Genomic DNA, 23,443 nt, shown 5'->3' on the forward strand with positions numbered 1-23,443 from the left:
ATCCTATTAAAACCTCATTGACGAGCAATACCTTCGTAGAAGTAATTAAGAATATATAACTCAAATCGATCGCCATGCCTATTAAAGTATGACAGGACCTCATCTTTATGCTGCAACAATTTGTCTATAGTTAAATGAATATCTAATTGCTCATCCTCAAAGTCATGTAGCCCCGAGCGTTGAATTATTTTCGAGATCGACCTCGGCAGCCCATACTCCTCCAATTGATAGACGACCTTAGGCAAAAAAGCAGAGGAAATTTTTGCTATGAACGGGCTAATGTCATTTGCGGGTGCCCCCAGAAGCTTCTCCTGTAGAACACAGACATCGCCCAACAGCCCAGGCAATCGGAAAGTTACGGTTCTCTCTAGCTTGAAGAAATCATCTACACCAATGTCAAGACTTTCCATTTGGGCTAGCAGTTCTGGAATCGAGTAGCGCCAATTTCCAGACAGTATCTTGATAAATTCAACAACATTAGTATAGGAAGCCCCCCAAACGCCGGGTTGAAGCCGTAAGATCTTGTAAAGCAGGCGATCCCAGTCGGCGGTCCGCTCAGAATTTAGATACTTCAACCCGTTCCAAGAGTTAGGATTATTGTGCAGATCAGTCACAATATCCTTGATTACGCCAGAGTGCGTAGTTTGAATGGAATTGCTATCACGTATAAATTTGTAGCCATCATCACCGACGAGACCCACAAGTTCTTCTCTGTAAGCCACAATTTTAGCGATTTGATCTGCCGTCAAATCATCTTTAAAATCGTCCTCATTAGTCCCGCCCAGCAACTCATCCGGTACTGAGAGTTGAAGATCTGTAGCCCCCTCCACTGGTGGCTTATCCAATATATAGATATTACCAACGAAATGGCGAAGCATTCTTCCGCCTCGCCCAATAATATTCTTATAAGAAAAATCAGTGATTTTCGCCGTACCTTTACCGCTACGATTACTCCAAAGCACAACATTCTGCGCTGAAGTATTAACACCTTCAATGATCGAAGAGGTAGAGACTATTCGCTGAAGTCCGTCGCTCTCTTCAAACAAACGAATTTGCAACTGACTCAAGGATCTATGAAGTTGACCATTATGAATACCCGCACCACGCTTTACCAATTGAGTTAGAGGCCAATTAGGGTCATAGTTTTTAGCGAGCCACTGGCTAAAATCTTCCAATAATGGGCTGGTGGTTCGAGCAGCGTCAGCGATGAGTAGCGTTGTTACTCGATCGATATTTGAATATGTTCCGGCGTAGATAAGCGTCTTGCCAGGCGCTTCTGAAAGAATCTTAAGGAGGATTTCACTCTTTTTGATTTCATCCCCACCTATCTCTTCGTGCAGATCGTATTTCTTCAAAAAAACCGTATTGAAGTCTAAATTACAAAACTCCATACCCTTAGTAAAGACATTATCCTTTATGCTACTAATATTTGGCGCCAGGAAGTAGCGCTGCTTCGACAACTTGCTTAGCCGGAGAATTGCTTTCAATAAAGCTGGCGAGCGCTCCTTATCTAGAGCATGGCTTGCCTTATAAAACTCATCAATAATCAAAATATCCAACGACTCAAGCTTCTCAGCGTATTGGATAGCTCTTTCAGGAGGAAATATTAAAATATTTTTTTCTGCGAGAGTTTGGTCAGCCGTGGTAATTATCTTATAGCTGGCACCAAACTTCAGCTGCAACCTCCGCCTGGTCTCATCAGTCAAAGCAATCGTCGGAACAATTATCGCAACATTTCTTGGCCGTCTAACAGATATAAATGAGTCAATAACAAAGCTTTTCCCAAAGCTAGTCGGGGCGCTTACAGCAATGCTATCCCCATCAAGCAACTTATGGAGCAGGAACGACTGCTCTCGGTGCAGTGTGATTTTTTCACTCCCGCCCACATCTACCTTGAATGCCTCATGAACCAATCGATCCTGCCAAGAAGATGAGTTCAATTCAAGGTACGGGTAAAGGCCAGCCCTACGAATGAGGTGATTAACTATGGGCGAGTAAGGTGTACCCGAGCTCTTAAACTCATGGAGAAGCTTTATCAACTCATCTCTTGCGGAACTTTCATTCCCGCTTTCCATTAGGTTATTGACGACATGACACTGCTCAAATGCATCCATGCTATTCATCTCGTAAAAACTCAACCTTAGAAACAAACTTATCGACTATCGGAGCTTTCTTAGGTACCGGAAACAAGATAATGTGAAACTTTATCTCTGAGTAAAGAAACACCTTAGCCCCAAGCTGTTCAGCTTGCTTCTTGAAGTAGGCCAGTGCCCTCTGCCGATGAAACTCAACAACTTTTGATTCATACTCTTGGCTAAATACTTTACAGCCATTAGTGATATCACACTCATGCAACAACAAAATAGGTATATTCAATCTCGGCTTGAGACCATCAATCGAAGCCTGATTAGAAAGAGCAACCTTAATTCGTGCAACAAGACCCACATCCAAGCAAAGCCCGTCCAAGTCACTCACATTAGTAATTATGCTATTTTCTTTCTTTAGCTTGTTCGTATCAAGAGCGTTTTCGACTGACATTATAATCGAACCCAGCCTGGCATCCTCGATACTGGTGTAAAACTTAGCCTCGCCAAACCATATACTAAAATCTTCTTCTTCCAAGACAATGTGTACGCTATCCGCCCCCTTTGCATTGTCTTGAGAGTTCTGCTTATAAAAAATCTTAGGCACTACAGGCAAAGCTGAATATTGATGCTTCATAATCCCATAAAGCACAATCTCAGCCAGCTCACTACCACGCCCAATATCCCCCTCTTTGTCGGTCAACCGAAGATTTTTTGCTGCGGCCCTCAATAAGGAAGATGGTTTACCACCCAAACTTTCTCGCTCTCTCTGAGATAACGAAGTCTCTGCTATATTATCCCAAATAAAGTCCTGAAACTTAGCATATCGCCACTTGCCATCCTCGTAGTCATTGACCACACTCAAAACCTTCTTCTGAGCTGTAACCTCAGAAGGCTCAATTAGTTTTAAGTCGTCAAAATGGCAATCTATTAGTATCGAGAATTCCATTTCAAATCCATACATTAACAAGTAATGGCACAGTGCCTTTATTCTGTGGGACACGCCATACCTCGTCAAGCCTGAGCATCGATTTAGGATCAACGGCGGATCGGATCAGCGCAGCCAAAAAACGACTCAGTCCAATTCCTTTTATCGCATGCCAACGCTAAGTCGTGCCATCAAGGTGAATGCCAGATACCCAGCTGGATTTCGTCATGAACAATTCCTCCTTCGCCCCGCTGCTTGCCTGCCTGGTTTCGTTCGGTGCCGCCGCTCAAGACGTGCCCGAGCGCTCGGACCTGGGCCTCGTGCAGCGGCAGCTCACTTCCATCGCGCTGTTGGCCGACCGCGCAAGTAGCAGCTCCGTCGACGCCGCAGAGACCCGCTATCAATTCGATTATTCGATGTTCGCTGCGGACCTCAAGCGTATGCGTCAAGGCATACATCAGTTTCTTTCACCCTCCCGCGCACAGCCAACTGATCTGGTCGAGTTGGCCGGCCAGTATCGTGCTGAAAAGACTGACCTGAGCCACTCCGATGAGCATGACTGATGCCCAGCTCAGCGCGTTCTCAGCCGTTGCAGGGTTTTCCCCGCAGCTCAGTTCGATGCTGTGGCGCTCATCGGTGCTGGTGCTCGCATTGCTCTGGTGCGCCTGGGCATTGTGGACCGGCTACCGCGGTTGGGCGGCCGGCAATCTCAATTTCGGTGCGCTCGGCGGCAGCACGCTGCGTCTGGCCCTTGCCCTGATCGTGCTGATGTTTTTCATGCTGTCGTAATCTGGAGACCCTGCCATGAAACTCTCCCGTCGCTGCCTCCTTCCGCTGCCCCTGCTGCGGGCTACCTATGGAAAAGCCCTGTTCGGCGGTTTGGTGCTGCTGCGCTCGACGCTGGCCAGGGCTGATCTGCCGACCATGGAAGCTCCTTCGCGCGGCGAAGGTTCGGGCCTGATCGACACCATCAAGAACTACGCCTACGACGGCGGCATCCTGCTCGGTCTGTTGATCGCCACCCTCGCCTTCCTCGGCGTGGCTTGGCATTCGCTCACCGTCTATGCCGACGTGCAGAACCAGCGCAAGACCTGGAAGGACCTCGGTGCCGTGGTCGGCGTCGGTGCCCTGTTGGTGGTAGTGATCCTGTGGTTCCTCACCAAAGCCGCCACGATCCTATGAGGTTGCCATGTCCGACGCCCCTGCTACCCTCCCAGACGGCACGCTGACCTTCCTGCCAGAACGCCTTAACCGCGACCCAGCCGTCCTGCGCGGCCTCACCAACGACGAGATGTGGGTCGCGCTGATTGTCGGTGCCGTACTGGGTGTGGTCCTCGGTGCGCCGTTGGCGGTGGCCACCGCCTCCATTGCCACCCTCCCCACCTGCATGTTTCTGTGCATGGCGCTAGTACTGCTCGGCGGTGGCAAGCTGCTGCGACGGGCTAAGCGCGCCCGCCCCGAGACCTGGTTGTATCGACGCCTGCAGTGGCAACTAGCGGCGCAGTGGGGCATCGGCACTCAAACCCTGATCCTGCACTCTGGTCCGTGGACTGTCCGCCGTACACGCCGGCCTGCGAGGACCAGCCCATGAGCCGCTTTCGCAACAAGGTGGATGCGCAGCAGGCGCATATCCTCAGCCTGCGCCTGGCCGTGGCAGTTCTGGCGCTGCTGTGCACCGGGCTCTGGTACGGCTGGCAGTCCGCCCCCTCCGAACTGACCATTCACGTACCACCGGATCTGCGCTCAGGCAGCACGCGCAAATGGTGGGACGTGCCGCCTGAAAACATCTATGCCTTTGCCCTGTACATCTTCGGCCAACTCAACCGCTGGCCCACCGACGGCGAGGTCGACTACCACCGCGCCATCTTTGCCCTTCAGCCCTACCTGACACCGGCGTGCAAGACCTTCTTCGACGGCGACTTCGAGTACCGCAAGGCGGCTGGCGAACTGCGCGGTCGCGTGCGCGGCGTGTACGAGGTGCTGGGGCGTGGCTACAGCGATGATCCCGATCTGCGGGTCAAACAGCTGGATCAGCACAGCTGGCTGGTCAAGCTCGACCTCAATGCCGACGAGTACTACGCCGCCGAGCCGGTGAAGCGCGTGGTCGTGCGCTATCCCTTGCGCGTGGTGCGCTTCGACGTCGACCCCGAGCACAACAAGTGGGGCCTGGCCCTGGACTGCTACGAAGGCACTCCGCAGAAGCTGACGCTACTTGGAGGTGCATGATGATGCGTGTCTTGATTCTGATGCTGGTCTCGGTGGCCGGATGGTGTTCAGCCGCAGCCGCCGTCGAGGTCAAATACTGGGACCGCCTGCCGCTGGCCGTTCCGCTGACGGTGGGCCAGGAACGTATCCTGATGCTGGATGAGGATGTCCGCGTGGGACTGCCCAGCGCGATCGCCAGCAAGCTACGCGTGCAATCGGTGGGGGGGACGGTGTACCTGCGTGCGTCAGACGCCATCCCCCCTACCCGACTGCAGCTGCAGTCGCTGAAGTCGGGGGACATCATCCTGGTCGACATCGAAGCACTCGAGAGCAGCGAGACGTTAGAGCCGGTCAAGATCGTTGCTCAGGCCCAGGCACCAGACGTGGACACAACGAAGGATGCAGCACCGGCAGCGACGCCGGTACCGGTTGTGCTGACCCGGTATGCGGCGCAGAACCTTTATGCGCCGCTGCGCACCGTGGCGCCCTTGCCTGGTGTGCGTCGGGTCCCGCTGGGCGAGTCCTCAGGACTCAGCACACTCCTGCCAACTGAATACGTGTCCATCAAGGGGCTCGCCGCCTGGCGACTGGGCGACTACTGGGTGACGGCAGTGAAGATCGTCAACCGTGGGCCGGCCAAGGTCACGCTGGACCCGCGTCACCTGCAGGCCACGCTGTATGCCGCCACCTTCCAGCACGAGTACCTGGGGCACGCCGGCACACCTGAAGACACCACCGTGGCGTACCTCGTCACCCGCGGCGGCGACCTGAAGCACGCGCTGCTGCTGCCACCTCCTGCACCGGAGGCCGCCGATCATGAAGGCTAACGGTTTGCTGAAATGGCTGGTACCTGCGGTCCTGCTGGGGATTGTGCTGATCATCGGCAAATCCTGGGTGTCTGCGCCAGACGTTCAACCTGCCCTTGATTCCGAAAACACTGCCCTCAGTCCGGAACAAGCCAAGGCCCTCGGCATCGCCGGCGACACGCCGCGCGACACCGTGGCGACGCTGATCGGCCAGGTCAAGGCGATGCGTAGCGAGATGCTGTCGCTGAAGAAAGGCAACGAGACGTTGCAGACCGAGAACAACCGGCTGCGTACGCGCCAGGGCAATATCGACAGTCGCATTCAAAGCACGCTGAGCACTGTCACCCAGCAGGTCACCGAGCAGCGCCAGCAGGCGAACGATGCCCGGCAGAAGGCCGAGCAGCAGCACCGCGAGACCCAGGGCTTGCTGTCCCGGCTCAAGGACCAGCTCACCAGCAAGCCGGCCGCGAAGTCCGACGTACCAGTGGGCTTCGGTCTCGAGCCGGGTGATGAGCAACAATTCTCCGGAGCACAACCACCGACGGATGCGCTGCAGTGGATCGAGCCATCCGATGCGCATGCTGGCCTGGAGGGAGCCAGCAACGCTGAGGGGCCGTTGTCGTCGCTGACGTCGAGGTTCAAGGATCTGCATGGCCTGGACAACAACGCGATCGACCGGGGCCAGGACCACCTACGCGCCGTGGCCAAGGGCGAGCGCGACCTGGAAAACACTCAGGACCGGGCTGAGGGGTCCAAGCCGGTCTACACCATCCCCGAGAACTCGACCCTGATGGGCTCGATCGCCATGACCGCGCTGATTGGCCGCGTGCCGGTGGACGGCACGGTGAACGATCCCTACCCGTTCAAGGTGCTGGTGGGACCGGACAACCTCACCGCCAACGGCATCGACATGCCCGACGTGGTCGGTGCGGTCATGAGCGGGACTGCGGCCGGTGACTGGACCTTGTCCTGCGTACGCGGCCAGGTCGAGTCGATCACCTTTGTCTTCAGCGACGGCACCGTTCGCACGGTGCCGCAGCCGCAGAAGGTGGTCAGTCGCAACCGCAGCAGCGCACAGACCTCGGACACCGAAAAGATCCGCGGGGGTCTCGGCTACATCTCCGATCCCTATGGCATTCCCTGCATCGCCGGCGAGCGCCGTTCCAACGCCCAACAGTACTTGGGCAGCCAGAGCCTGATCACCGCAGCTGGTGCCGGCTTCGCGGCAGCGCTGGGCAGTGAGCAGACCAACACCTCGTTCATCAATTCGGCCAGCGGCAGCCTGGGACTATCACAGAACAGCGGCAACAACGCGCTGAACTCGGTCATCAGCGGTGGCATCGGCGATATCCGTGACTGGATCAACAAGCTCTACGGCGAAGCCTTCGCCGCCATCTACGTCCCGCCGGGCGCCAAGGTGGCCTTGCATCTGGATCACGAAATCAGCATCGACTACGAACCCAAAGGCCGGAGAGTGAATCATGAAACCCCATCCGTTTCGGTACTGGACTTGGATTAGCCTGCTGCTGTGCCTGCACCTGGCTGGCTGCACCACCAGCAAGGACGAAATGCTGCCCCACGGCGACCACACCATGCTGGATATCTGGAACAGCGGTGGAACAGTCGGCACGCAGCAGCTGCTGCAAGAGGCCCGCGGTGAGCTGCGCCGGCCGGTGCTCGATCCCGAGCGACTGATCAAGGACCAAAGCGCCTACACCCGCACGGCCGCCAACGAGATCCGCGCCCAGTTCCCACGCCTGCCCAATCCTGACCTGGTGATGTACGTCTATCCGCACCTGGCCGGCACCCAGCAGGCGCCGGTGCCCGGCTACTCGACCGTGTTCCCATTGTACGAGAAGGTCCAGTACGCACTGCCTGGCGAACGCCTGGACGATCTGTGATGGACGAGGATGCAGATCGCACGTCGCCGCGCTGGCAGCCCTGGCGCGCGGCGCAGCACCGTCGTGCCACGTGTGCGGATGAGGCCGCCCAGTACGCACACAACCCCAGCTTCACCGACCACTTGCCCTGGGTCGAATACCTCGAGGAAGAGCAATGCTTTCTGCTCGACGACAACCGCTCGGTGGGCGCGGTATTCGAGTTGCAGGCGATCGGGACCGAAGGTCGTGAGCCCGAATGGCTGATGGCGGCGCGCGATGCGCTGGAAGATGCGCTGCAGGACAGCTTCGACGAACTCGACCAGGCGCCTTGGGTGGTGCAGTTCTTCTGCCAGGACGACAGTGATTTTTCCCCGTACCTGGAACGCTTGGAGCAATACGTTGCACCACGGGCGATAGGCACACCGTTCACCACCGCCTTCCTCGCGTCGATGCGGCGTCACCTTGACGCCATTGCCAAACCGGGCGGACTATTTGACGACCCTGTTGTGTCGCACCTGCCCTGGCGCGGCAGTAATCGACGGATTCGGCTGGTGGTCTATCGCTGGCTCGGTGACCAAGCCGACGACGAAGGGCAAAACCCCGCTCAGTTGCTGGGAAGGACCTGTGATCGCCTTATGGCCTCGTTGCAGGCCTGTGGGGTTAATCCTCGTCGGCTGACGGGGCGGGATTTCTATGCCTGGTTGCTGCCCTGGTTCAATCCAGTCCCGACCCTCACTGACGAGCCAGCGGCGGCGTTCTACCGACGTGTGCCCTACCCGGAGGCCGATGACGGCGATGGGCTGTCGCTACCGTTCGACCACGACTTTGCCGAGCGACTGTTCTTTCAGGAGCCACGCTCGGACAGCGAGCAAGGGCTGTGGTATTTCGATCAACAGCCGCACGGGGTGATGGTGGTCGACAAACTGCGCAGGCCACCCCACATCGGCCAGCTGACCGGCGAGACCCGCAAGGGTGAGGCGCTCAACGCCCTGTTTGACCAGTTACCCGAGCAGGCCGTCATGAGCCTGACCTTGGTCATCACACCCCAGGATGTACTCGAGGAGCAACTCAACCGCTTGGCGCGCAAAGCCATCGGCGAAAACCTGGCCTCGACCCAGACCCGCCAGGACGTGGAAGAGGCTCGCGCGCTGATTGGCCGCCAGCACAAGCTATACCGCGGTACCTTGGCACTGTACCTGTGTGGCGGCGATGAGCCGCAATTGCGCCAGCGCTCGATCCAGGCCGCCAACGTACTGCTCGGCGCCGGCCTGCAACCGGTGCGTGAGGGCGATGAAGTGGCCGCTTGCAACAGCTACCTGCGCTGGCTGCCGATGGTCTACAACCCTGCTCGTGATAAGCGCAACTGGTACACCCGGCTGTTGTTCGCTCAGCATGTCGCCAACCTGTTGCCGCTGTGGGGGCGTAGCATCGGTACCGGCAACCCAGGGATCACCTTCTTCAACCGAGGTGGTGCGCCGCTGTCGTTCGACCCCCTATCCCGCTTCGACCGCTCCATGAATGGTCACCTGCTGTTGTTCGGCCCGACCGGCGCTGGCAAGTCGGCCACCTTGGTCTCGATCCTGATGCAAGTCATGGCGGTGTATCGGCCGCGGCTGTTCATTGTCGAAGCTGGCAACTCCTTCGGCCTGCAGGGCGACTACTTCGCCACCCTCGGCCTGACCGTCAATAAGGTTCAGCTCAAGCCCGGCAGCGGCTTGAGCCTGGCTCCCTTTGCAGATGCCCGGCGGCTGATCGAGCGCCCCGACCAGGTCGCCAGTCTGTCGACCGAAGACCTGGATGAAGACGCTTCGGGCAGTGACGAGCAACGCGATGTGCTGGGCGAGCTGGAGATTACCGCTCGCCTGATGATCACCGGGGGCGAAGCCAAGGAAGAGGCCCGCCTCACCCGGGCTGACCGCAGCCTGATTCGCGAGTGCATCCTCGACGCCGCCAGGCACTGTGCGGCCAGCGATCAGCAGGTCATGACGCGCCATGTTCGTGATGCCCTTCGAACGGTGGCCAGCGACGCCCACCTGCCCAAGAAGCGTCGCGAGCGGGCTCAGGAAATGGCCGAGTCTATCGACCTGTTCTGCCAGGGCTTCGAGGGTGCGCTGTTTGACCGACCTGGCACGCCCTGGCCGGAAAGCGATGTCACGATCGTCGACCTCGCCACCTATGCCCGTGAGGGCTATGAGGCGCAGATGTCGATCAGCTACATCAGCCTGATGAACACGGTGAACAACCTGGCCGAACGCGACCAGTACCTCGGTCGTCCGATCATCATGGTCACTGACGAAGGCCACATCATTACCAAGAACCCGCTGCTGGCGCCTTTCGTGGTCAAAGGCACCAAAATGTGGCGCAAGCTCGGTGCCTGGTTCTGGTTGGCAACGCAGAACCTGGCCGACTTCCCCGACGCGGCGCAGACCATGCTCAACATGATCGAGTGGTGGATCTGCCTGAATATGCCGCCAGCGGAGATCGAGGAAATCGCGCGCTTCAAGAAGCTGACTCCGGCACAGAAGACCCTGCTGCTGTCAGCAAGCAAGGCCTCGGGCAAATACACCGAGGGTGTGGTCCTATCGAAGCAGTTGGAGACGCTGTTTCGCGCAGTCCCGCCAAGCCTGTACCTCGCCCTGGCCATGACCGAGCCCGAGGAAAAGGCCCAGCGCTGGCGGCTGATGGAGGCGCACCAGATGTCCGAGCTGGAGTCTGCCCAGCAGATCGCTGCCGAGATTGATCGTTTGCGTGGAATTATTTGAAAGTTCCATGCAAAATAGTAAAAAACCAGCTTACCCACAAGAAACTGAAAACTACAAATTGGCAATAGCTATAGACAAGCAATACTTGAGCACCACTCCCACCCAAACACCCTCGCAATAACCTTAAAAATGCAAAGAGATTTTTTAGGATGAAAAAAATCAATCTCGATGACTTAGACCCAAAAGTCGAACCCGTTACGGAAAAGCTTCACCGCCTTGCAAGAGGCTCCATTGGCGCGATACCCATAATCGGCAGCATCTCACTTGAAGTATTTAATTCAATACTTGAAGCACCACTGAGCAAACGTAGAACAGAGATAATCGAGCAAATAGGAACCGCAATCAATGAACTCACAGAGCAAGGCATTGTTACAGAGCAGGGCTTGCGAGACAATGAAGTTTTCATTAGTACTGTAGCTGAGGCTTGTAGTATAGCCTTACGAAACCATCAACATGAAAAATTAGAATCTCTGCGCAATGCTGTTCTAAACTCAGCTCTTCCTGGGTGCCCTAACGAAGACTATAGGCGGACTTTTTTGAATTTTGTCGACACCTGTACCGTCACGCACATTAGGCTTCTCAAGCTTTTCGAAAATCCTGTGGCGTGGTTAAGCAGTAACAATCGCCCTCCGCTTTACGGCAACACAGTATCTTTGTCACAAGTTGTAGCGAGCGCAATGCCCGAACTGCTCGATACACCTGAGCTTCTCGACACCATTTGGGCAGACCTTTATGTTCGGGGACTTGTTGAGATCAAACAGCTTGAAATGATTCTTAGCTTGGACTCTTGTTCACACAAGCAAACAACTAGCTTTGGCAGCAAACTCATCGCCTTCCTTAGCAGACCAACCACTCTCGACACCGTCGCACAGTAATACTATGAATAAAATTTTTTACGCCGGCAATGACGGGCAGCCATGCGTTGCCGAATACGAAATTTTGATTGATGATTCCGGATGGATTCAAAAGGCATCAATTGTAGTCGTTCAGTCAACGGAAAAAGGGGTTTGGACAAGCCTACATAACACCGATACCGGGCGCGACAATATTCTCAACCGAATCCTGAGCCAAGAGCTTTCCGGCATCAGGACCGAATTTATTTCCTTCAACATCATCATCGACACACCTGACCGTATCGAAGGGTTACGTTTACCTATCCGAGTAGACGTTGACGACTATATTGTAAAAAAGAATCGTCATTCAAGTTGGCTAGCGCGCCCCAGAAAATTAATCGATTTTTTTAGGATGTTTCTTGGCAAAGGTGCCAGATATATTTCTTACAATAGCGTCGATGTCGTTGGCGGGTGTGCGAAATTCTACACTGACTACAATGATGAAGAGCGCCAACACCTAAAAATCTCAGAAACTACCAAACTGCTGCAGCAGGTCGGATACGTACGCCCTACATTCAAAGAAAAACGCCGATGAGCGTGTACACCGACACTTAACCTGTGCAACTAGTTACAAATACTATAGGTATCCTGATTTTTTATTTATCATTTTTTGGGATGCGCCCCCCGTTCGATTCGTGAAGACTTCGGCTTAGCACAATAGAAGAATAGTACTGCCACTTGCTGAGCCTTTTCCATGAATCCCACCATTATGACACAGCGTAAATCTTGGCTGGTTGGAAAAGCTTCCAGCGGAGGTCGAGCTCTCACAGTAGCTCTTCTGCTCTTCGCAGCCGAACAGTCCATAGCGCTGACCACCCCCGCCATCATTGCTTCCATCACATCACTGCAGTGTCTGGAGTACCGCATCGTCGGGATCTGCTATTGGCTGCTGTGCACGCCCTTCGGCTGCACAGTGCGAACCTCGCCCAAGGTCCGCCACTTCATTCCTGAACTGGTGGTGTCGAGCTATGCCGACACCGGCAGCAACCCCTGGGGCGAGATGTCTGCCTTGTCGGCGCCAACGCCCCTGTCGCAAGGCGGGGGAAACCTGATCACGCCCTCGCTGCAGCGCAACAACCTGCCCCGCTTCAAGAATGTCGACGGTATCGGACATCCCGGCGGCGCCGCACTTACCGCCCTGGCCCACAGCTTCGGCTATGCATGTCCAAGCGGTGCGGTGCCACTTGCACCCTATTACCTCAGCACGCTCGATCCATTGGCCTGGCGCCACGCCGTCCCCGAGTCTGTCTACCCGCAGGCGCTCATCCCGGGCGTGCGCGAAATCGGGAGCCAGGCCCTCGGCAACATGTGGGGCAGCGTCTACCCGCGCCAAGGCTTCCTGGTACAGCCCGACGACTTCAAGGCCGCTGCGGTGATGGCGCAGCGCGCCAGCGATTTCATCACCCGTGCCGGCCAGCCGCACGTCTATCTGCCGCTGCAGCCGATGCCAGCTCCCGGCTATTGGCCGCCACAGCCAGTGATGGAGAACAACGTCAACAACCACCGCTGGCAGTTGCTCGTACCGATGGTGCAGAGCACCTGCGCCATTTTCCCGACCACGACCATCCAGAGTGCCGAGGGCGCCTACGCCTGGTCGCTGTGGCGGCCGTATCGCTGCTGCCAACGCATGGGCCAGACCTTCCTGTTCAGCATCGACTTTGATGGAGGCCAGTGATGAACACGTCCTTGCTTGGGTTGGTGTGTCTGCTCGTATGCGCCGCCGGCCACGGCGCCGAGAGCGGCTACCACTTGGGTGACCAGGCCCAGGTGCTGGATGACCGCGTGATGTACACCATCGGTGGCGGATCGGCGGCGGGCGCCCCCTCCTCGCTCTACCGCCCCAGCGGACTCGGCGTCGGCCTGTCCTGGCGCGCGAACATGATGTGCGGAAACATGAACCTCTCCAACACCCTGCAGAACCAGCTCAATGGTGCCACCCAGGGTTTCCAACAAATCATGGGCAACGTCATCCAGAACGCCACCCAGGCGGTGATGTCGCTGCCAGCAATGATCATCCAGCGCGCCAATCCCGGGCTGTATGAGCTGCTGAGCAACGGCGTGCTCCAGGGGCGCATCGACTTCGACCGCTCCAAGCTCACCTGCCAGGCGATGGCGGCGAAGATGGCTGACAAGGTGGATCAGGCCGGTTGGGGAGCTCTGGCGCAGAACCAGGAAATGCAGCACAACCTGGAGCAGTCCGACGGTGATGCCGTAACCGCAGTGAAAGACACCGAATCCAATAACGGCAACAACGGCGTTAGCTGGGTGGGTGGGCAGAAAGCCGGTGGCCACGGGCAGGCACCCATCCGAGTGACCTCGGATGTGGTCAAAGCAGGCTACAACCTGCTGCACAACCGTTCGGTCGAGGACACTTCCGCGGTTGGCTCGGGCTGTCAAAACGGCGCGATTTGCCAGGCCTGGTCGAACCCCGAAGAGGCGGCTGAGTGGGCAACCCGGGTGCTCGGCGAAACCGAGGTGGAGACCTGCGACGATTGCGAGACGCTGCGCGTGAGCGCGGGTGTAGGCCTCACGCCACTGATCCAGGAAACCTACACCCAACACCTCGAAGGCTTGCAGCGCATGTTGTCGGGCGCTGAGGAGCCCACGCCAGAAAACCTCGGCAAAGTCTCCAGCCCGTTGCTGCAGGTCTCCCGCGGTGTCATCGAAGGCCTGCGCGATGACCCCGACCAGAACCTGCTGGCCCGGCGCCTGGCCAGCGAGACCGCGCTGTCGAGCGTGATTTACAAAGCGATGCTGCTGCAGCGCACATTGCTCGCCGGTAGCCGTGAACCCAATGTCGCGTCGACGCAGCCTGCCACCACCGCCCTCAACAGTAACGTCGAAACGCTGGAGCGCGAGATCCGCCTGCTGCAAACGGAGTTGCAAGTGCGCCAAGCGCTGGCCACCAACACTGCCAGCCTGGTCCTCGATCGCCGCGCCGGTGGCGCTGATGCCTCACGCAATATCGACCAGCGCGATCCACGCCCAGACCGCCTGCAGCGAGCGGATCAGGGAAGGAGCACGCCATGATGCCGTTTTCTGTGAGGAGCTCGGTCGTTCGGGGCCTGCTGATTCTCGGCGTCGTGATGGTCATGTTGCTGATTGCCTCGATGGCGCTGCAATTGAGCGGCCCCCAGTTGGAATGGATCAAGGAGGCACGGGGGAGTACGCCCTTTTTCGGCTACTGGCGAGCCCTGCTGTACGCGCTGATCCTCGCCGGCTGGGCCGCAGCACTCCGCTTGCGGCCGCACCCGGAAGAGCAGCAACGGCTATTGCGCTTGGGCCTGATCGGCTTCGGCTCGATCATCCTGGTCGAACTGTCGCGCGTGTGAGGTGCAGCCATGAACATGAGCACCAACAGCTACCTCGAATACTACCTGTCGCTGCTGGCCTGGATCATCAACAACGGCATCTGGAACACGCTGGCGGACACCGGGCTGTTCGCCGCGCCGTTTGGGGCGATCATCCTGCAGGAGTGGTTATCCGCCCGCCAACAGGGGGCCGACGAAGGCAACAAAGGCTTGCTGTCGATCCCCCGCGTCGAGAACCGCCTGTGGATGAGCTATATCGTCATCCTGTTTGGTTGCATACCGTTTTTCCCGATGAACCTTTCCTCCGTGACCTTCGACGATGCGGCGAGCCAGCGCTGTGGCGTGTCTATGGCCAAACCCGCCGACACGGCCTGGGGAACAACCTTCAACACCATCGGCGAGAAATCGGCGAATGTGCCGGTGTGGTGGTACCTAGTACATGCCATGAGCAAGGGCGTCACCGCCGCTGCCACGGCGTCCATCCCTTGCGCACCCGACATCCGCGCGATGCGCATGGAGATCGACAGCTCGCGGATCAATGACCAGGTACTGCTGCAGGAGGTCGCCGACTTCACCCGCGACTGCTACGGCTTTTCGCGCTCGCGGTTGTTTACCAACCGTCCCGAGCTGGACGAATCGCAGAGCTACGATGCGTCCTGGATCGGCTCAACCTTCTTGCTCAACACGCCCGGCTATTACGACACGGATCGCTCGCGCACGCCCCGGGTTGATTGGCCATATGACGAGACGCGGGACACCTCCCTGCCCCGGTTGGACAACGGTGCGGGTTACCCAACCTGTAAGCAATGGTGGAGTGATACCACAGTGGGCTTGCGCGACCGCCTGGTCGCCGAGGTCGATCCCAATCTGCTCACGCAGTTGCGCGGCTGGCTGACCGGGCGGAGCTCCACCGAAATCGAAGATGCCACCCTGCGTGAACTGGTTAGCCCGCACCAGCAGTCATTGAGCATGGCGCCTGGTCAGGTGTTCCAGGACTACGGCAGCAGTGCCCGAGGCGGCTCGTTGACGCAGGGGCTCAACAATCTCGCCACCAACACCGGCCTGGCGCTGGGCTCTTTCAGTAATTTCCCGGCGATGAATGCGCTACGCGCTGCATTGCCCATGGTTCAGGCCTTTCTGATCATGGGCACGATCATCAGCTTGCCGCTGGTGCTACTGATCAGCACCTACCACCTCAAAGCTTTGATGACAGTCACCTTCGCGCTGTTCACACTTCATATGCTGACATTTTGGTGGGAGCTGGCCCGCTGGATCGACTCAAGCATGCTCGACACGCTGTACCACCAGGTCTCTGCCACGGACCAGGCGCTTTTAACATTGCCAACGGCAGGGTTCATGGATGGGACGGTCACCGCGCAGGTGATCGAATATGTCATGGGCGCAATGTTCATTGTCTTGCCAGCTTTGTTCGTCGGCACCATGAGCTGGGCAGGCTATGCCGTCGGTAACGGGATCCAGAGCATGTTGGCAAGCGGGGGCAAGAACGCAACCGACGCTGCAAGCAAAGGCACAGCGCAACTGACAAGTGCCGGCAAGAAATCAATCAGGTGACTTAAAATCGCCTATGTAATGGCCGTTGCTATCGTAATCGCCAATATAGAGGTCAGCACCCAACGCATCTGGGACTGATTTTTCTCGATTTGCCATAGGTTCAGCGCTCTCCCACCAACTGCGAATCAAGACAACTACAAAGTTGGTGATGATCAGCAAAGAGAAAGTGAGAGCTACGGCAGCAAGACCAAACAAGCAAAGCAACTTTCCACCTGCCATCACCAAAAAATGACTACGTGGACGTTGAGACGAGCTTTGAGAGCTAACTATCTTGGAAATCAAATTTCGCCAGACTTTGCCAAGGGCAAACCCTATACGGCCTGAAAATGAATAACTACGGACCTGCTTCATCTCACACCTCCACAAGCTGATAGCCCGTTGGATCCAAGATTTTAGTCTACTCCTTTCCTATCCACGAATAGCACCGCTCATCGTTCAGCAGCGGACTAAAACATCGCCTTGGACCAATATGGACACGAACCCTAAATCTGCATCTGGCCCACCGTTGACCACACTCAGCTTGCCTGATATTGAGTAAGTGCAATCGCTGGTTTTCCAGCACCCCAGGTAGCCATAACCTTTGAGGCTACGTCACGCTTGTGATGGTTGTCCCCAAATGCGATTCGCGTTCGGCAGCTCGCAAGATCACCTTAACCCGGTGATGGACGCCTTCTAACCCTTCGGGCTCAGCGAGCCCGCATCCTCAACGCACCCTACTCAATCCATTCCAGTGCTGGGAATTCTCCCAGTCGGGTGGCATTCCTCCGCACCTTCTGGAGGATCTCATCATGCTGCGTTTTACAGGCACTGAGCTTCACGCCGTGTTGGCCGAGGCCGGTATCAATGGTTGCAGAGTGATACTGGTCAAGGACCACGGTGTTTACCTAATGTCCGAGATAGGCGAAAGCAAACCAGATGGCAACGGCCGTAAACGCGTGGCCTACGCCACTGGATGCAACCCTGAGGTCGACGACTTCGACACTTGGTGGAATCGGGCTCGCGATGAATTCGGCGGCGATGATTTTGCCGAGTATTTCGACATTGATGATCCTGTGCTCGCCAGTCTTCGCGGAACAGCAGGATCGCTGGTGCTGGAGGCCACCTCTACCCACCTGTACATCGCTGCCGAGGTTGCCCTGCCCGGGAAATCCTGAACGCTCTAGTAACCCAGGCGATGTTCCAGGGAAGCACGAGTTTGTGCTTCTCTGGGATATCGCTCACTTCAATCTTTACGCCGGCAGCCGCCGTTCATCTAGAAGTTTCGAATAGAAAGCCTTCGCTGGAAGCGGCTGGAAACTTGACCTGCTCGGTGCCCTAAATTGAGCATTGACCCCACAGGCAAGCGCGTTTTAATGCCTAGACACGCCAAGTTCACAGTCTGAGTTGTGGTGATGGGACTTCCCCAAGTTGTTCGTGAAGCCATCGCCGGATCAGCTCCCGGGAGGCACCAGTGTCCAGGAAGAACCGCTCTTTGCCCGCCATTGTCCTGAGCCCAGGCGTATGGCGATTCATCGCCGAGGTTCGTACGGCTACTGACGCAGTCGATCAATCAGGGCAGCGCTTGCAAGCCGTCTTGGGAATCGCCTTGGCTTCAGTAAGTCGTCGCCGTCTACGCCAGTCGCTCGAGTTGCTGTTCGGTCAAGCTTCCCAAAGCGACTCACGCTCATCGACGGCTGCCCCTCAGTTACTGGTAAGTCACATCACGCCAGCGACCGGCCCTGTTTTTCTTCACATCAGGTTGCCACATGAGATCGGTGTGGACATCTCACCGGACTGAAAGTCCGCACTACCCCTGTCCACTTACCCCACCGGGAACCCTTCCCGGCCGGGCAGCGTTCCCCTCTTTGACTGGAGAACGTCATGTCCGATATCTACCTGGACGTCACCAACAAGATTGTCAGCGCCCTGAGCCAAGGGGTCATCCCGTGGATCAAACCCTGGACCACTTCAGGCTCCAGTGCTGACGCACCTTTCCCCATCAACGCGATCACCCGGCGCCCCTACGCCGGCATCAACATTCCACTGTTGTGGGCCGAAGCGCGTCTGCGCGGGTACCGCCAGGATCGCTGGCTCACCTACAACCAGGCCCGCAAAGCCGGTGGCCACGTGCGCAAGGGCGAACAATCGACCCTCGCGGTGCTGTACAACCCCATGAGCAAGGAAGCACACGACAAAGACGGTCAGGTCGTCCGTGATGAGCAAGGCAACGTCAAGATGGTGCAATTCGCGCTACTGCGGACGCATTGCCTGTTCAACATCGAGCAGACTGAGGGACTTCCCAACGAGGAACAGCAGCACGCCGAGGGTGAAGAACCGCTGGCGTTCATCGATCATGCACCTGCCGAGCGTCTGTTGGCCGCCAGCGGCGCACGTATCGAGCATCGCTATGGGGATGACGCATTCTATCTACCGATCCGGGATCTCATTCAATTGCCCACCAAGGCCCAGTTCGTGGACGTCGGCAGCTACTACGCGACCGCGCTGCATGAGCTGACGCACTGGTCGGGTCACCACGCCCGCCTCAACCGGGAAGGCATCACTGGCGGGCATGGATTCGGCTCTCCAGCGTACGCCTTCGAGGAGTTGGTCGCCGAGATGGGTGCAGCATTTCTCTGCGCCCTCACCGGCACCCAGGGCGAGCTGCGCCACGAGGAGTATCTGGCGTCCTGGTTGAAGATACTCAAGGAAGATAAGCGGGCCATCTTCCGCGCAAGTGGGCTGGCCCGTGAGGCGTCCGAGTTCCTGTTGGCGCTGCTGCCAGATCAGGCTACCGAGGCAACGGAACGGCTCACAGCGTGACTTTTCACCTTCAACAGAAAGGCCCCAACCGGGGCCTTTGTTTTGCCTGCAACGCCGACCATCGGCCGCTGCAATTGAGCGAGCGATTACTGCAGCCAGCTCTCGACGACATCCGAGCCGTGCTCCTGCTTCCACTGCTTGAGGATCTTGTGGTTGCCGCCCTTGGTTTCGACGATCTCGCCGCTGTGCGGGTGCTTGTAGCGTTTGACTTCACGCGGCTTGCGCTGAGCGCCGGTGGCGGCGCTGGAGGTGGCCACGCTCACACCCTTGGACGGGTCGAGAATGGTGATGACCTGGCGCAGGTTCATGCCGTACTCATCCAGCAAGGCCTTGAGCTTTTGTTCGAACTCGATTTCCTGCTTCAGGCCGGAATCGTTTTTCATCGCGTCCAGCTGTTGAAGTTGAGCAGCCAGTTGAGCTTCCAGTGCTTTGAATTCGGCAAGTTTGGACATGTGAAATCTTTCCTAGGGTTGGGGCATGTGTGGTGATATTACCTGAGGCACAACTACTATCCGAGCGTTAATTCGCTCTTCAGCTAACTTTTCATCCCTCAAAATGTGCACATATCTATGTGACTAATCAGTCCGGCAAGAACTGGCAAAGGTGGCCCACTAGTTTACGAGGTGCAGCACTGTTGCCGATTTTGAAAAGCATATCGCGCTGACTACGTGGCAGCTGTTTCGCACAGCGCTTGGCTGCTGATCGAATGGCAGCATCGGTCCCATGAATCCGGTCGGCCAGTAGCATGATTAAAATGGCATCGTTCAACGTCATCAGGCTACCTTCCCCCAAATAGTGCCGAACAGTCTACCTCCCGAAAAAAGGACAGGCCGTTCCCGCACCACACGTAACCCGATGCGCCAGGCTTCGAATTTACGCGTTCGCGAAAAGGGCCTAGAGGGTAAAGGGTAACGGCAGCAATGGAAGGGGGCACAAGGGTAAGAGCTCTATCCGAAAAGGCAAAAGGACCTTCTGAATGCAAAGCAGGTAATGCGATGAAGCGCTGGTGGTTCAAACATCAAAAAGGCAATTCCGCGCAGTCCACACCCGCCCTAGCGCCCGAGGGATTTTTCCTCCCGCTACCCTCTGAATCCCTGCTCTGTGCCGACCACCGGAAAAAGCTGCTGGAGCGCATCTGGCAATACACAGCGCTCTCCGAGCCGCAGTTCAATCAGCTCTACCTTGACCCGATCCGCCGCTACGCCGCCTATGTACAGCAACTCCCTGCCAGCGAAAGTCACCACCATGCCTACCCGGGCGGCATGTTGGACCATGGACTAGAGCTAATGGCCTGCAGCCTGAAGTTGCGCCAATCGTACCTGCTACCCAGCGGCGCCGCGCCAGAAGACCAGGCCGCGCAGGCCGACGCCTGGAGCGCGGCGATTGCCTACGGCGCCCTGCTCCATGACATTGGCAAGATTGCCGTCGACCTGCAGGTGGAGTATCAGAATGGTGAGGTGTGGCACCCGTGGCACGGTCCTCTGGCCCAGCCCTATCGTTTTCGCTACCTGGCCGGCCGCGACTACAAGCTGCACAGCGCCGCCACGGGGCTGCTGTACACACGGATTTTGACGCCTCTCCAGCTCGACTGGCTCAGCAACTATCCGGTCTTGTGGAGCCATCTGTTGTTCCTGCTCGCCAACCACTACGAGCATGCCGGTACCCTCGGGGAACTGGTATTACAAGCTGACCGGGTATCCACCGCGCAGAACATCGGTGCCAACCCCACCAAAGCCCTGCTGGCACCCAAACACTCGCTGCAGCATCACCTGCTCACGGGCCTGCGCCACCTGGTCAAAAATGAGTTCAAGCTCAACCAGCCCGGTGCGGCTGGCTGGCTCACCGACGACCATCTGTGGTTGGTCAGTAAAGCCGCGACCGACAAACTGCGTGCTTATCTGCTGGCTCAGGCGGTGGACGGCATCCCCTCGTCCAACATCGCCTTGTTCGATGAACTGCAGTCACATGGATTGGTGGATACGACACCGGAAGGCAAAGCGGTATGGAGCGCCACCATTACAGACGATGACTGGCAACATCGCTTTACCTTTCTCCGCTTGCAGCCAAGTCTTATTTGGGCCGACGAGCCGAGGCCAGACTGCTTTAGTGGCAAGCTTGAGCCGATGATAGACGGTACCCTACCGACCTGTGAAACAAGCGAGCCATCTCAAGATCAGCCGCCAATAGCACCAGAAACCAAGCAACCCGGAGCCGTGCTGCGAGATCAGGAATTCGACTACCTAGACGACCTCATGGACATGTTGCAAGTGCCGGGCGAACGTGAGAGTGGATCAGCCTCTGAAAAGATGCAATCCGCCACTGCTCCACCTGAGGATGCCGTGGGGCTGGCCTTTCTCGAATGGCTGCGCGAGGGAGTTCACAGTCATCGCCTAGTGATCAACGACAGCAAGGCCAAGGTCCACATCGTGGACGGCACTTTTTTCTTGGTCACGCCGGGGATTTTCCAGCTGTACATTGCAGAACACCCAGAGTTGGCCGAAGCAGCTCCAAAGAGCGAAGCCTGGCGACTTCTCCAGCATCAATTTGAGAAGCTGGATGTTCATGTAAAAAAAACCAATGGTCGGAATATTTGGACCTGCACAGTTAGAGGCCCCCGAAAATCCGGCTCATTGAATGGCTACTTGCTACGCGATGCTAAGTCAATTTCGAGTGAGATTCACGCCAGTAATCCATTCTTGACTTTGATCACTTAAGCCACTGAACTATCCAGTCTTTCATTTGCGAACAGTGAGTGAGGCGAACTCATCGCTTCACAGCTGTCATGACAGAGCGTATCGATCAAACAGTGCTCGGAAGAAGCGAATCAGCACCTCTTCAGCGTCTGGTTGACCAAGCTCGTACCCTCCAAACCGATACACCTCATAGCCTGATAATCTGAGCAGTCTGTCTGCAGCCACCATGTCCGAGTATCGCTTCGGACTAGCGCGGCCATCATCTGTTGCATAATGGTGCTGGCCATCGACTTCGATGACTATCCTGATACCGCCGGGCAGCAACAGAAGAAAATCCATCCGAGAACGGAGCAGCGCATCTTTGCCACGTTGTGCAACTGTCTGAGGATCCCAGTGAAACCAGACTTCTGGCAGCAGAGCAGGAAGGTTTGGAACGTTCTCCTTGGGAAACGCTTTGTAGAAGCTTGTGAACGCCAATGACTGCACCTTCGATGTGCCCTTAACACTCTCGCCCAAACGCTGATACAAGGGCTTTTTGCCCTCTCCTGCACTGAGCCCTTCCTTCTCCTCATACCATGACTGCAGTTCTCGCCATAGCAAACCGGCATGTCCTATTGGCCGGTCGTAAATCAGCACCTTATCCGCACTGGTTATGACCTCGACATCGTTGTCCAGAGCATTGCTGAGCCTGAGGTCGGGCTTGACTGACGATGCGAAGATCAGGTTCTTGGGAGCAGGCTTTCCCTCGGCGCCGATATAGGCCAGCGCGGGACTCAGATAACCGTCATCACCCATCGTCGCGATGAAATGCACGCCACAAGGAACCAGAGCGCTATCAACAACTGCCATGAACAAGCGCTGTGAGCTTTCATCAGGCCTCACTTGAGATGAAGCTAGCGACTCTAAAAAGTGACTGAATCGGGAATCAGAACACTTGAATGCACCCAATACTTCAAAAAGCTTCGTCACAGACCAGTCTTGGCTCCAAACGAAGTGCTTTACAATGAGGTCACGCAGCGTAGGGCCGAAGCTGAAATCGGGCTGCAGACTTCCTTCGTCAATTCGCCAGTAAGCCCCAAGGGCCTCTTGGAAGCCTATATCATCAATGAACAACTGATGAGCTTCTAGGCTCTGGGCCAGATCACGTCTGTAGCGCCCTGGTATGACGGGGCAAGACCCGTCACTCCACAAAAGCTCTTGAAGATTGTCGCGTTCGTAAACTGTGAGAGAAAGAATTTTTAGCGCTTCTTGAGACGCAAGCACAATTTGCTCATCACTCGAAGCCCAGACACCGCCACTCAGGTGCTTTCGCTTTGAATCTGCCTCTGGACAATCCTCTAGGCCCAAACGAGCAAGAAACGGCGGAATATCTATGCTCCTGAAGTTGTCCTTCTGATCACCCATGATCTTCGCGAAGCATTCGCGCAGCGCTGTTAGGCTGGCTGACGTATGAGGCATGAAATTATCTCAGCGAAAGATTGCCTCACTTGCTGAAATTGAGAGGCCATCA

Annotated in this window: 24 protein-coding genes; 18 read left to right on the plus strand and 6 right to left on the minus strand. The window is 56.7% G+C overall.

Annotation, left to right across the window (positions count from 1 at the left end):
• Positions 1-14: 14 nt before the first annotated feature.
• Both N5D48_RS00390 and N5D48_RS00395 read right to left on the minus strand, forming a co-directional pair.
• Positions 15-2,114 (minus strand): DEAD/DEAH box helicase, encoded by a 2,100-nt coding sequence (locus tag N5D48_RS00390; RefSeq protein WP_279879807.1) that lies wholly within the window; start codon positions 2,112-2,114, stop codon positions 15-17.
• Between the two features lies 1 nt (position 2,115).
• Complete coding sequence (locus tag N5D48_RS00395; protein WP_279879809.1) at positions 2,116-3,033, minus strand: DUF1837 domain-containing protein; 918 nt, start codon at positions 3,031-3,033, stop codon at positions 2,116-2,118.
• A 206-nt stretch (positions 3,034-3,239) separates the two neighbouring features.
• Between N5D48_RS00395 and N5D48_RS00400 the strand changes: the two genes are divergently transcribed.
• The 15 genes from N5D48_RS00400 (at position 3,240) to N5D48_RS00470 (ending at position 16,441) form a co-directional block, all read left to right on the plus strand.
• On the plus strand, positions 3,240-3,575 hold the full coding sequence (locus N5D48_RS00400) for an RAQPRD family integrative conjugative element protein (RefSeq protein ID WP_279879811.1): 336 nt from the start codon (positions 3,240-3,242) through the stop codon (positions 3,573-3,575).
• Positions 3,562-3,801: a TIGR03758 family integrating conjugative element protein gene (locus N5D48_RS00405; protein WP_279879813.1), complete on the plus strand. Its 240-nt coding sequence runs from the start codon at positions 3,562-3,564 to the stop codon at positions 3,799-3,801. The genes N5D48_RS00400 and N5D48_RS00405 overlap by 14 nt, the downstream gene beginning before the upstream one ends.
• 15 nt (positions 3,802-3,816) lie before the next feature.
• Positions 3,817-4,194, plus strand: a complete 378-nt coding sequence (locus N5D48_RS00410; RefSeq protein ID WP_279879815.1) for a TIGR03745 family integrating conjugative element membrane protein — start codon at positions 3,817-3,819, stop codon at positions 4,192-4,194.
• Between the two features lie 7 nt (positions 4,195-4,201).
• Positions 4,202-4,603: a TIGR03750 family conjugal transfer protein gene (locus N5D48_RS00415; RefSeq protein WP_279879817.1), complete on the plus strand. Its 402-nt coding sequence runs from the start codon at positions 4,202-4,204 to the stop codon at positions 4,601-4,603.
• On the plus strand, positions 4,600-5,238 hold the full coding sequence (locus N5D48_RS00420) for a PFL_4703 family integrating conjugative element protein (RefSeq protein WP_279879820.1): 639 nt from the start codon (positions 4,600-4,602) through the stop codon (positions 5,236-5,238). Before N5D48_RS00415 ends, N5D48_RS00420 begins: the two co-directional genes overlap by 4 nt.
• Positions 5,238-6,044, plus strand: a complete 807-nt coding sequence (locus N5D48_RS00425; protein WP_279880136.1) for a TIGR03749 family integrating conjugative element protein — start codon at positions 5,238-5,240, stop codon at positions 6,042-6,044. The genes N5D48_RS00420 and N5D48_RS00425 overlap by 1 nt, the downstream gene beginning before the upstream one ends.
• Positions 6,034-7,542 carry a TIGR03752 family integrating conjugative element protein gene (locus N5D48_RS00430; protein WP_279879823.1) on the plus strand — a complete coding sequence of 503 codons (1,509 nt, stop codon included), beginning with the start codon at positions 6,034-6,036 and terminating at the stop codon, positions 7,540-7,542. The genes N5D48_RS00425 and N5D48_RS00430 overlap by 11 nt, the downstream gene beginning before the upstream one ends.
• Positions 7,505-7,924 carry a TIGR03751 family conjugal transfer lipoprotein gene (locus N5D48_RS00435; protein WP_279879826.1) on the plus strand — a complete coding sequence of 140 codons (420 nt, stop codon included), beginning with the start codon at positions 7,505-7,507 and terminating at the stop codon, positions 7,922-7,924. The genes N5D48_RS00430 and N5D48_RS00435 overlap by 38 nt, the downstream gene beginning before the upstream one ends.
• Complete coding sequence (locus N5D48_RS00440; protein WP_279879831.1) at positions 7,924-10,665, plus strand: conjugative transfer ATPase; 2,742 nt, start codon at positions 7,924-7,926, stop codon at positions 10,663-10,665. Before N5D48_RS00435 ends, N5D48_RS00440 begins: the two co-directional genes overlap by 1 nt.
• A gap of 149 nt (positions 10,666-10,814) precedes the next feature.
• The gene (locus N5D48_RS00445) at positions 10,815-11,540 is read left to right on the plus strand and encodes a hypothetical protein (RefSeq protein WP_279879834.1); all 726 of its coding nucleotides are present in this window, start codon (positions 10,815-10,817) and stop codon (positions 11,538-11,540) included.
• A 4-nt stretch (positions 11,541-11,544) separates the two neighbouring features.
• Positions 11,545-12,093, plus strand: coding sequence for a hypothetical protein (locus tag N5D48_RS00450; RefSeq protein ID WP_279879836.1), 549 nt, complete (start codon positions 11,545-11,547; stop codon positions 12,091-12,093).
• A 159-nt stretch (positions 12,094-12,252) separates the two neighbouring features.
• Positions 12,253-13,233 (plus strand): TIGR03756 family integrating conjugative element protein, encoded by a 981-nt coding sequence (locus N5D48_RS00455; RefSeq protein WP_279879839.1) that lies wholly within the window; start codon positions 12,253-12,255, stop codon positions 13,231-13,233.
• Positions 13,233-14,588, plus strand: a complete 1,356-nt coding sequence (locus N5D48_RS00460) for an integrating conjugative element protein (protein ID WP_279879841.1) — start codon at positions 13,233-13,235, stop codon at positions 14,586-14,588. Before N5D48_RS00455 ends, N5D48_RS00460 begins: the two co-directional genes overlap by 1 nt.
• The gene (locus N5D48_RS00465; protein WP_279879843.1) at positions 14,585-14,890 is read left to right on the plus strand and encodes a hypothetical protein; all 306 of its coding nucleotides are present in this window, start codon (positions 14,585-14,587) and stop codon (positions 14,888-14,890) included. The genes N5D48_RS00460 and N5D48_RS00465 overlap by 4 nt, the downstream gene beginning before the upstream one ends.
• 9 nt (positions 14,891-14,899) lie before the next feature.
• On the plus strand, positions 14,900-16,441 hold the full coding sequence (locus N5D48_RS00470; protein ID WP_279879846.1) for a conjugal transfer protein TraG N-terminal domain-containing protein: 1,542 nt from the start codon (positions 14,900-14,902) through the stop codon (positions 16,439-16,441).
• Here N5D48_RS00470 and N5D48_RS00475 read toward each other — a convergent pair.
• Entirely contained in the window at positions 16,430-16,792 is a 363-nt protein-coding gene (locus N5D48_RS00475) for a hypothetical protein (RefSeq protein ID WP_279879849.1), read from the minus strand. The two genes, N5D48_RS00470 and N5D48_RS00475, sit on opposite strands and share 12 nt — an antisense overlap.
• A gap of 437 nt (positions 16,793-17,229) precedes the next feature.
• Between N5D48_RS00475 and N5D48_RS00480 the strand changes: the two genes are divergently transcribed.
• On the plus strand, positions 17,230-17,595 hold the full coding sequence (locus N5D48_RS00480) for a DUF3085 domain-containing protein (RefSeq protein WP_279879852.1): 366 nt from the start codon (positions 17,230-17,232) through the stop codon (positions 17,593-17,595).
• A 706-nt stretch (positions 17,596-18,301) separates the two neighbouring features.
• Positions 18,302-19,240, plus strand: a complete 939-nt coding sequence (locus N5D48_RS00485; RefSeq protein WP_279879855.1) for a zincin-like metallopeptidase domain-containing protein — start codon at positions 18,302-18,304, stop codon at positions 19,238-19,240.
• An 86-nt stretch (positions 19,241-19,326) separates the two neighbouring features.
• On the opposite strand, the gene N5D48_RS00490 is transcribed toward N5D48_RS00485, so the two are convergent.
• Together N5D48_RS00490 and N5D48_RS00495 are read right to left on the minus strand one after the other, a co-directional pair.
• Positions 19,327-19,692 carry a histone-like nucleoid-structuring protein, MvaT/MvaU family gene (locus N5D48_RS00490; protein WP_096426393.1) on the minus strand — a complete coding sequence of 122 codons (366 nt, stop codon included), beginning with the start codon at positions 19,690-19,692 and terminating at the stop codon, positions 19,327-19,329.
• Positions 19,693-19,819: 127 nt separating this feature from the next.
• Positions 19,820-20,014, minus strand: a complete 195-nt coding sequence (locus N5D48_RS00495) for a hypothetical protein (protein WP_279879861.1) — start codon at positions 20,012-20,014, stop codon at positions 19,820-19,822.
• A gap of 221 nt (positions 20,015-20,235) precedes the next feature.
• Here N5D48_RS00495 and mobH point away from each other — a divergent pair, with 221 nt between their 5' ends.
• Positions 20,236-21,954 carry a MobH family relaxase gene (mobH, locus tag N5D48_RS00500; protein WP_279879866.1) on the plus strand — a complete coding sequence of 573 codons (1,719 nt, stop codon included), beginning with the start codon at positions 20,236-20,238 and terminating at the stop codon, positions 21,952-21,954.
• Positions 21,955-22,020: 66 nt separating this feature from the next.
• Here the strand turns inward: mobH and N5D48_RS00505 are convergent, their stop codons facing one another.
• Positions 22,021-23,391: a hypothetical protein gene (locus tag N5D48_RS00505; protein WP_279879869.1), complete on the minus strand. Its 1,371-nt coding sequence runs from the start codon at positions 23,389-23,391 to the stop codon at positions 22,021-22,023.
• Between the last annotated feature and the right edge of the window lie 52 nt (positions 23,392-23,443).

The organism is Pseudomonas sp. GD03858, from assembly GCF_029840925.1.
GTDB lineage: Bacteria > Pseudomonadota > Gammaproteobacteria > Pseudomonadales > Pseudomonadaceae > Aquipseudomonas.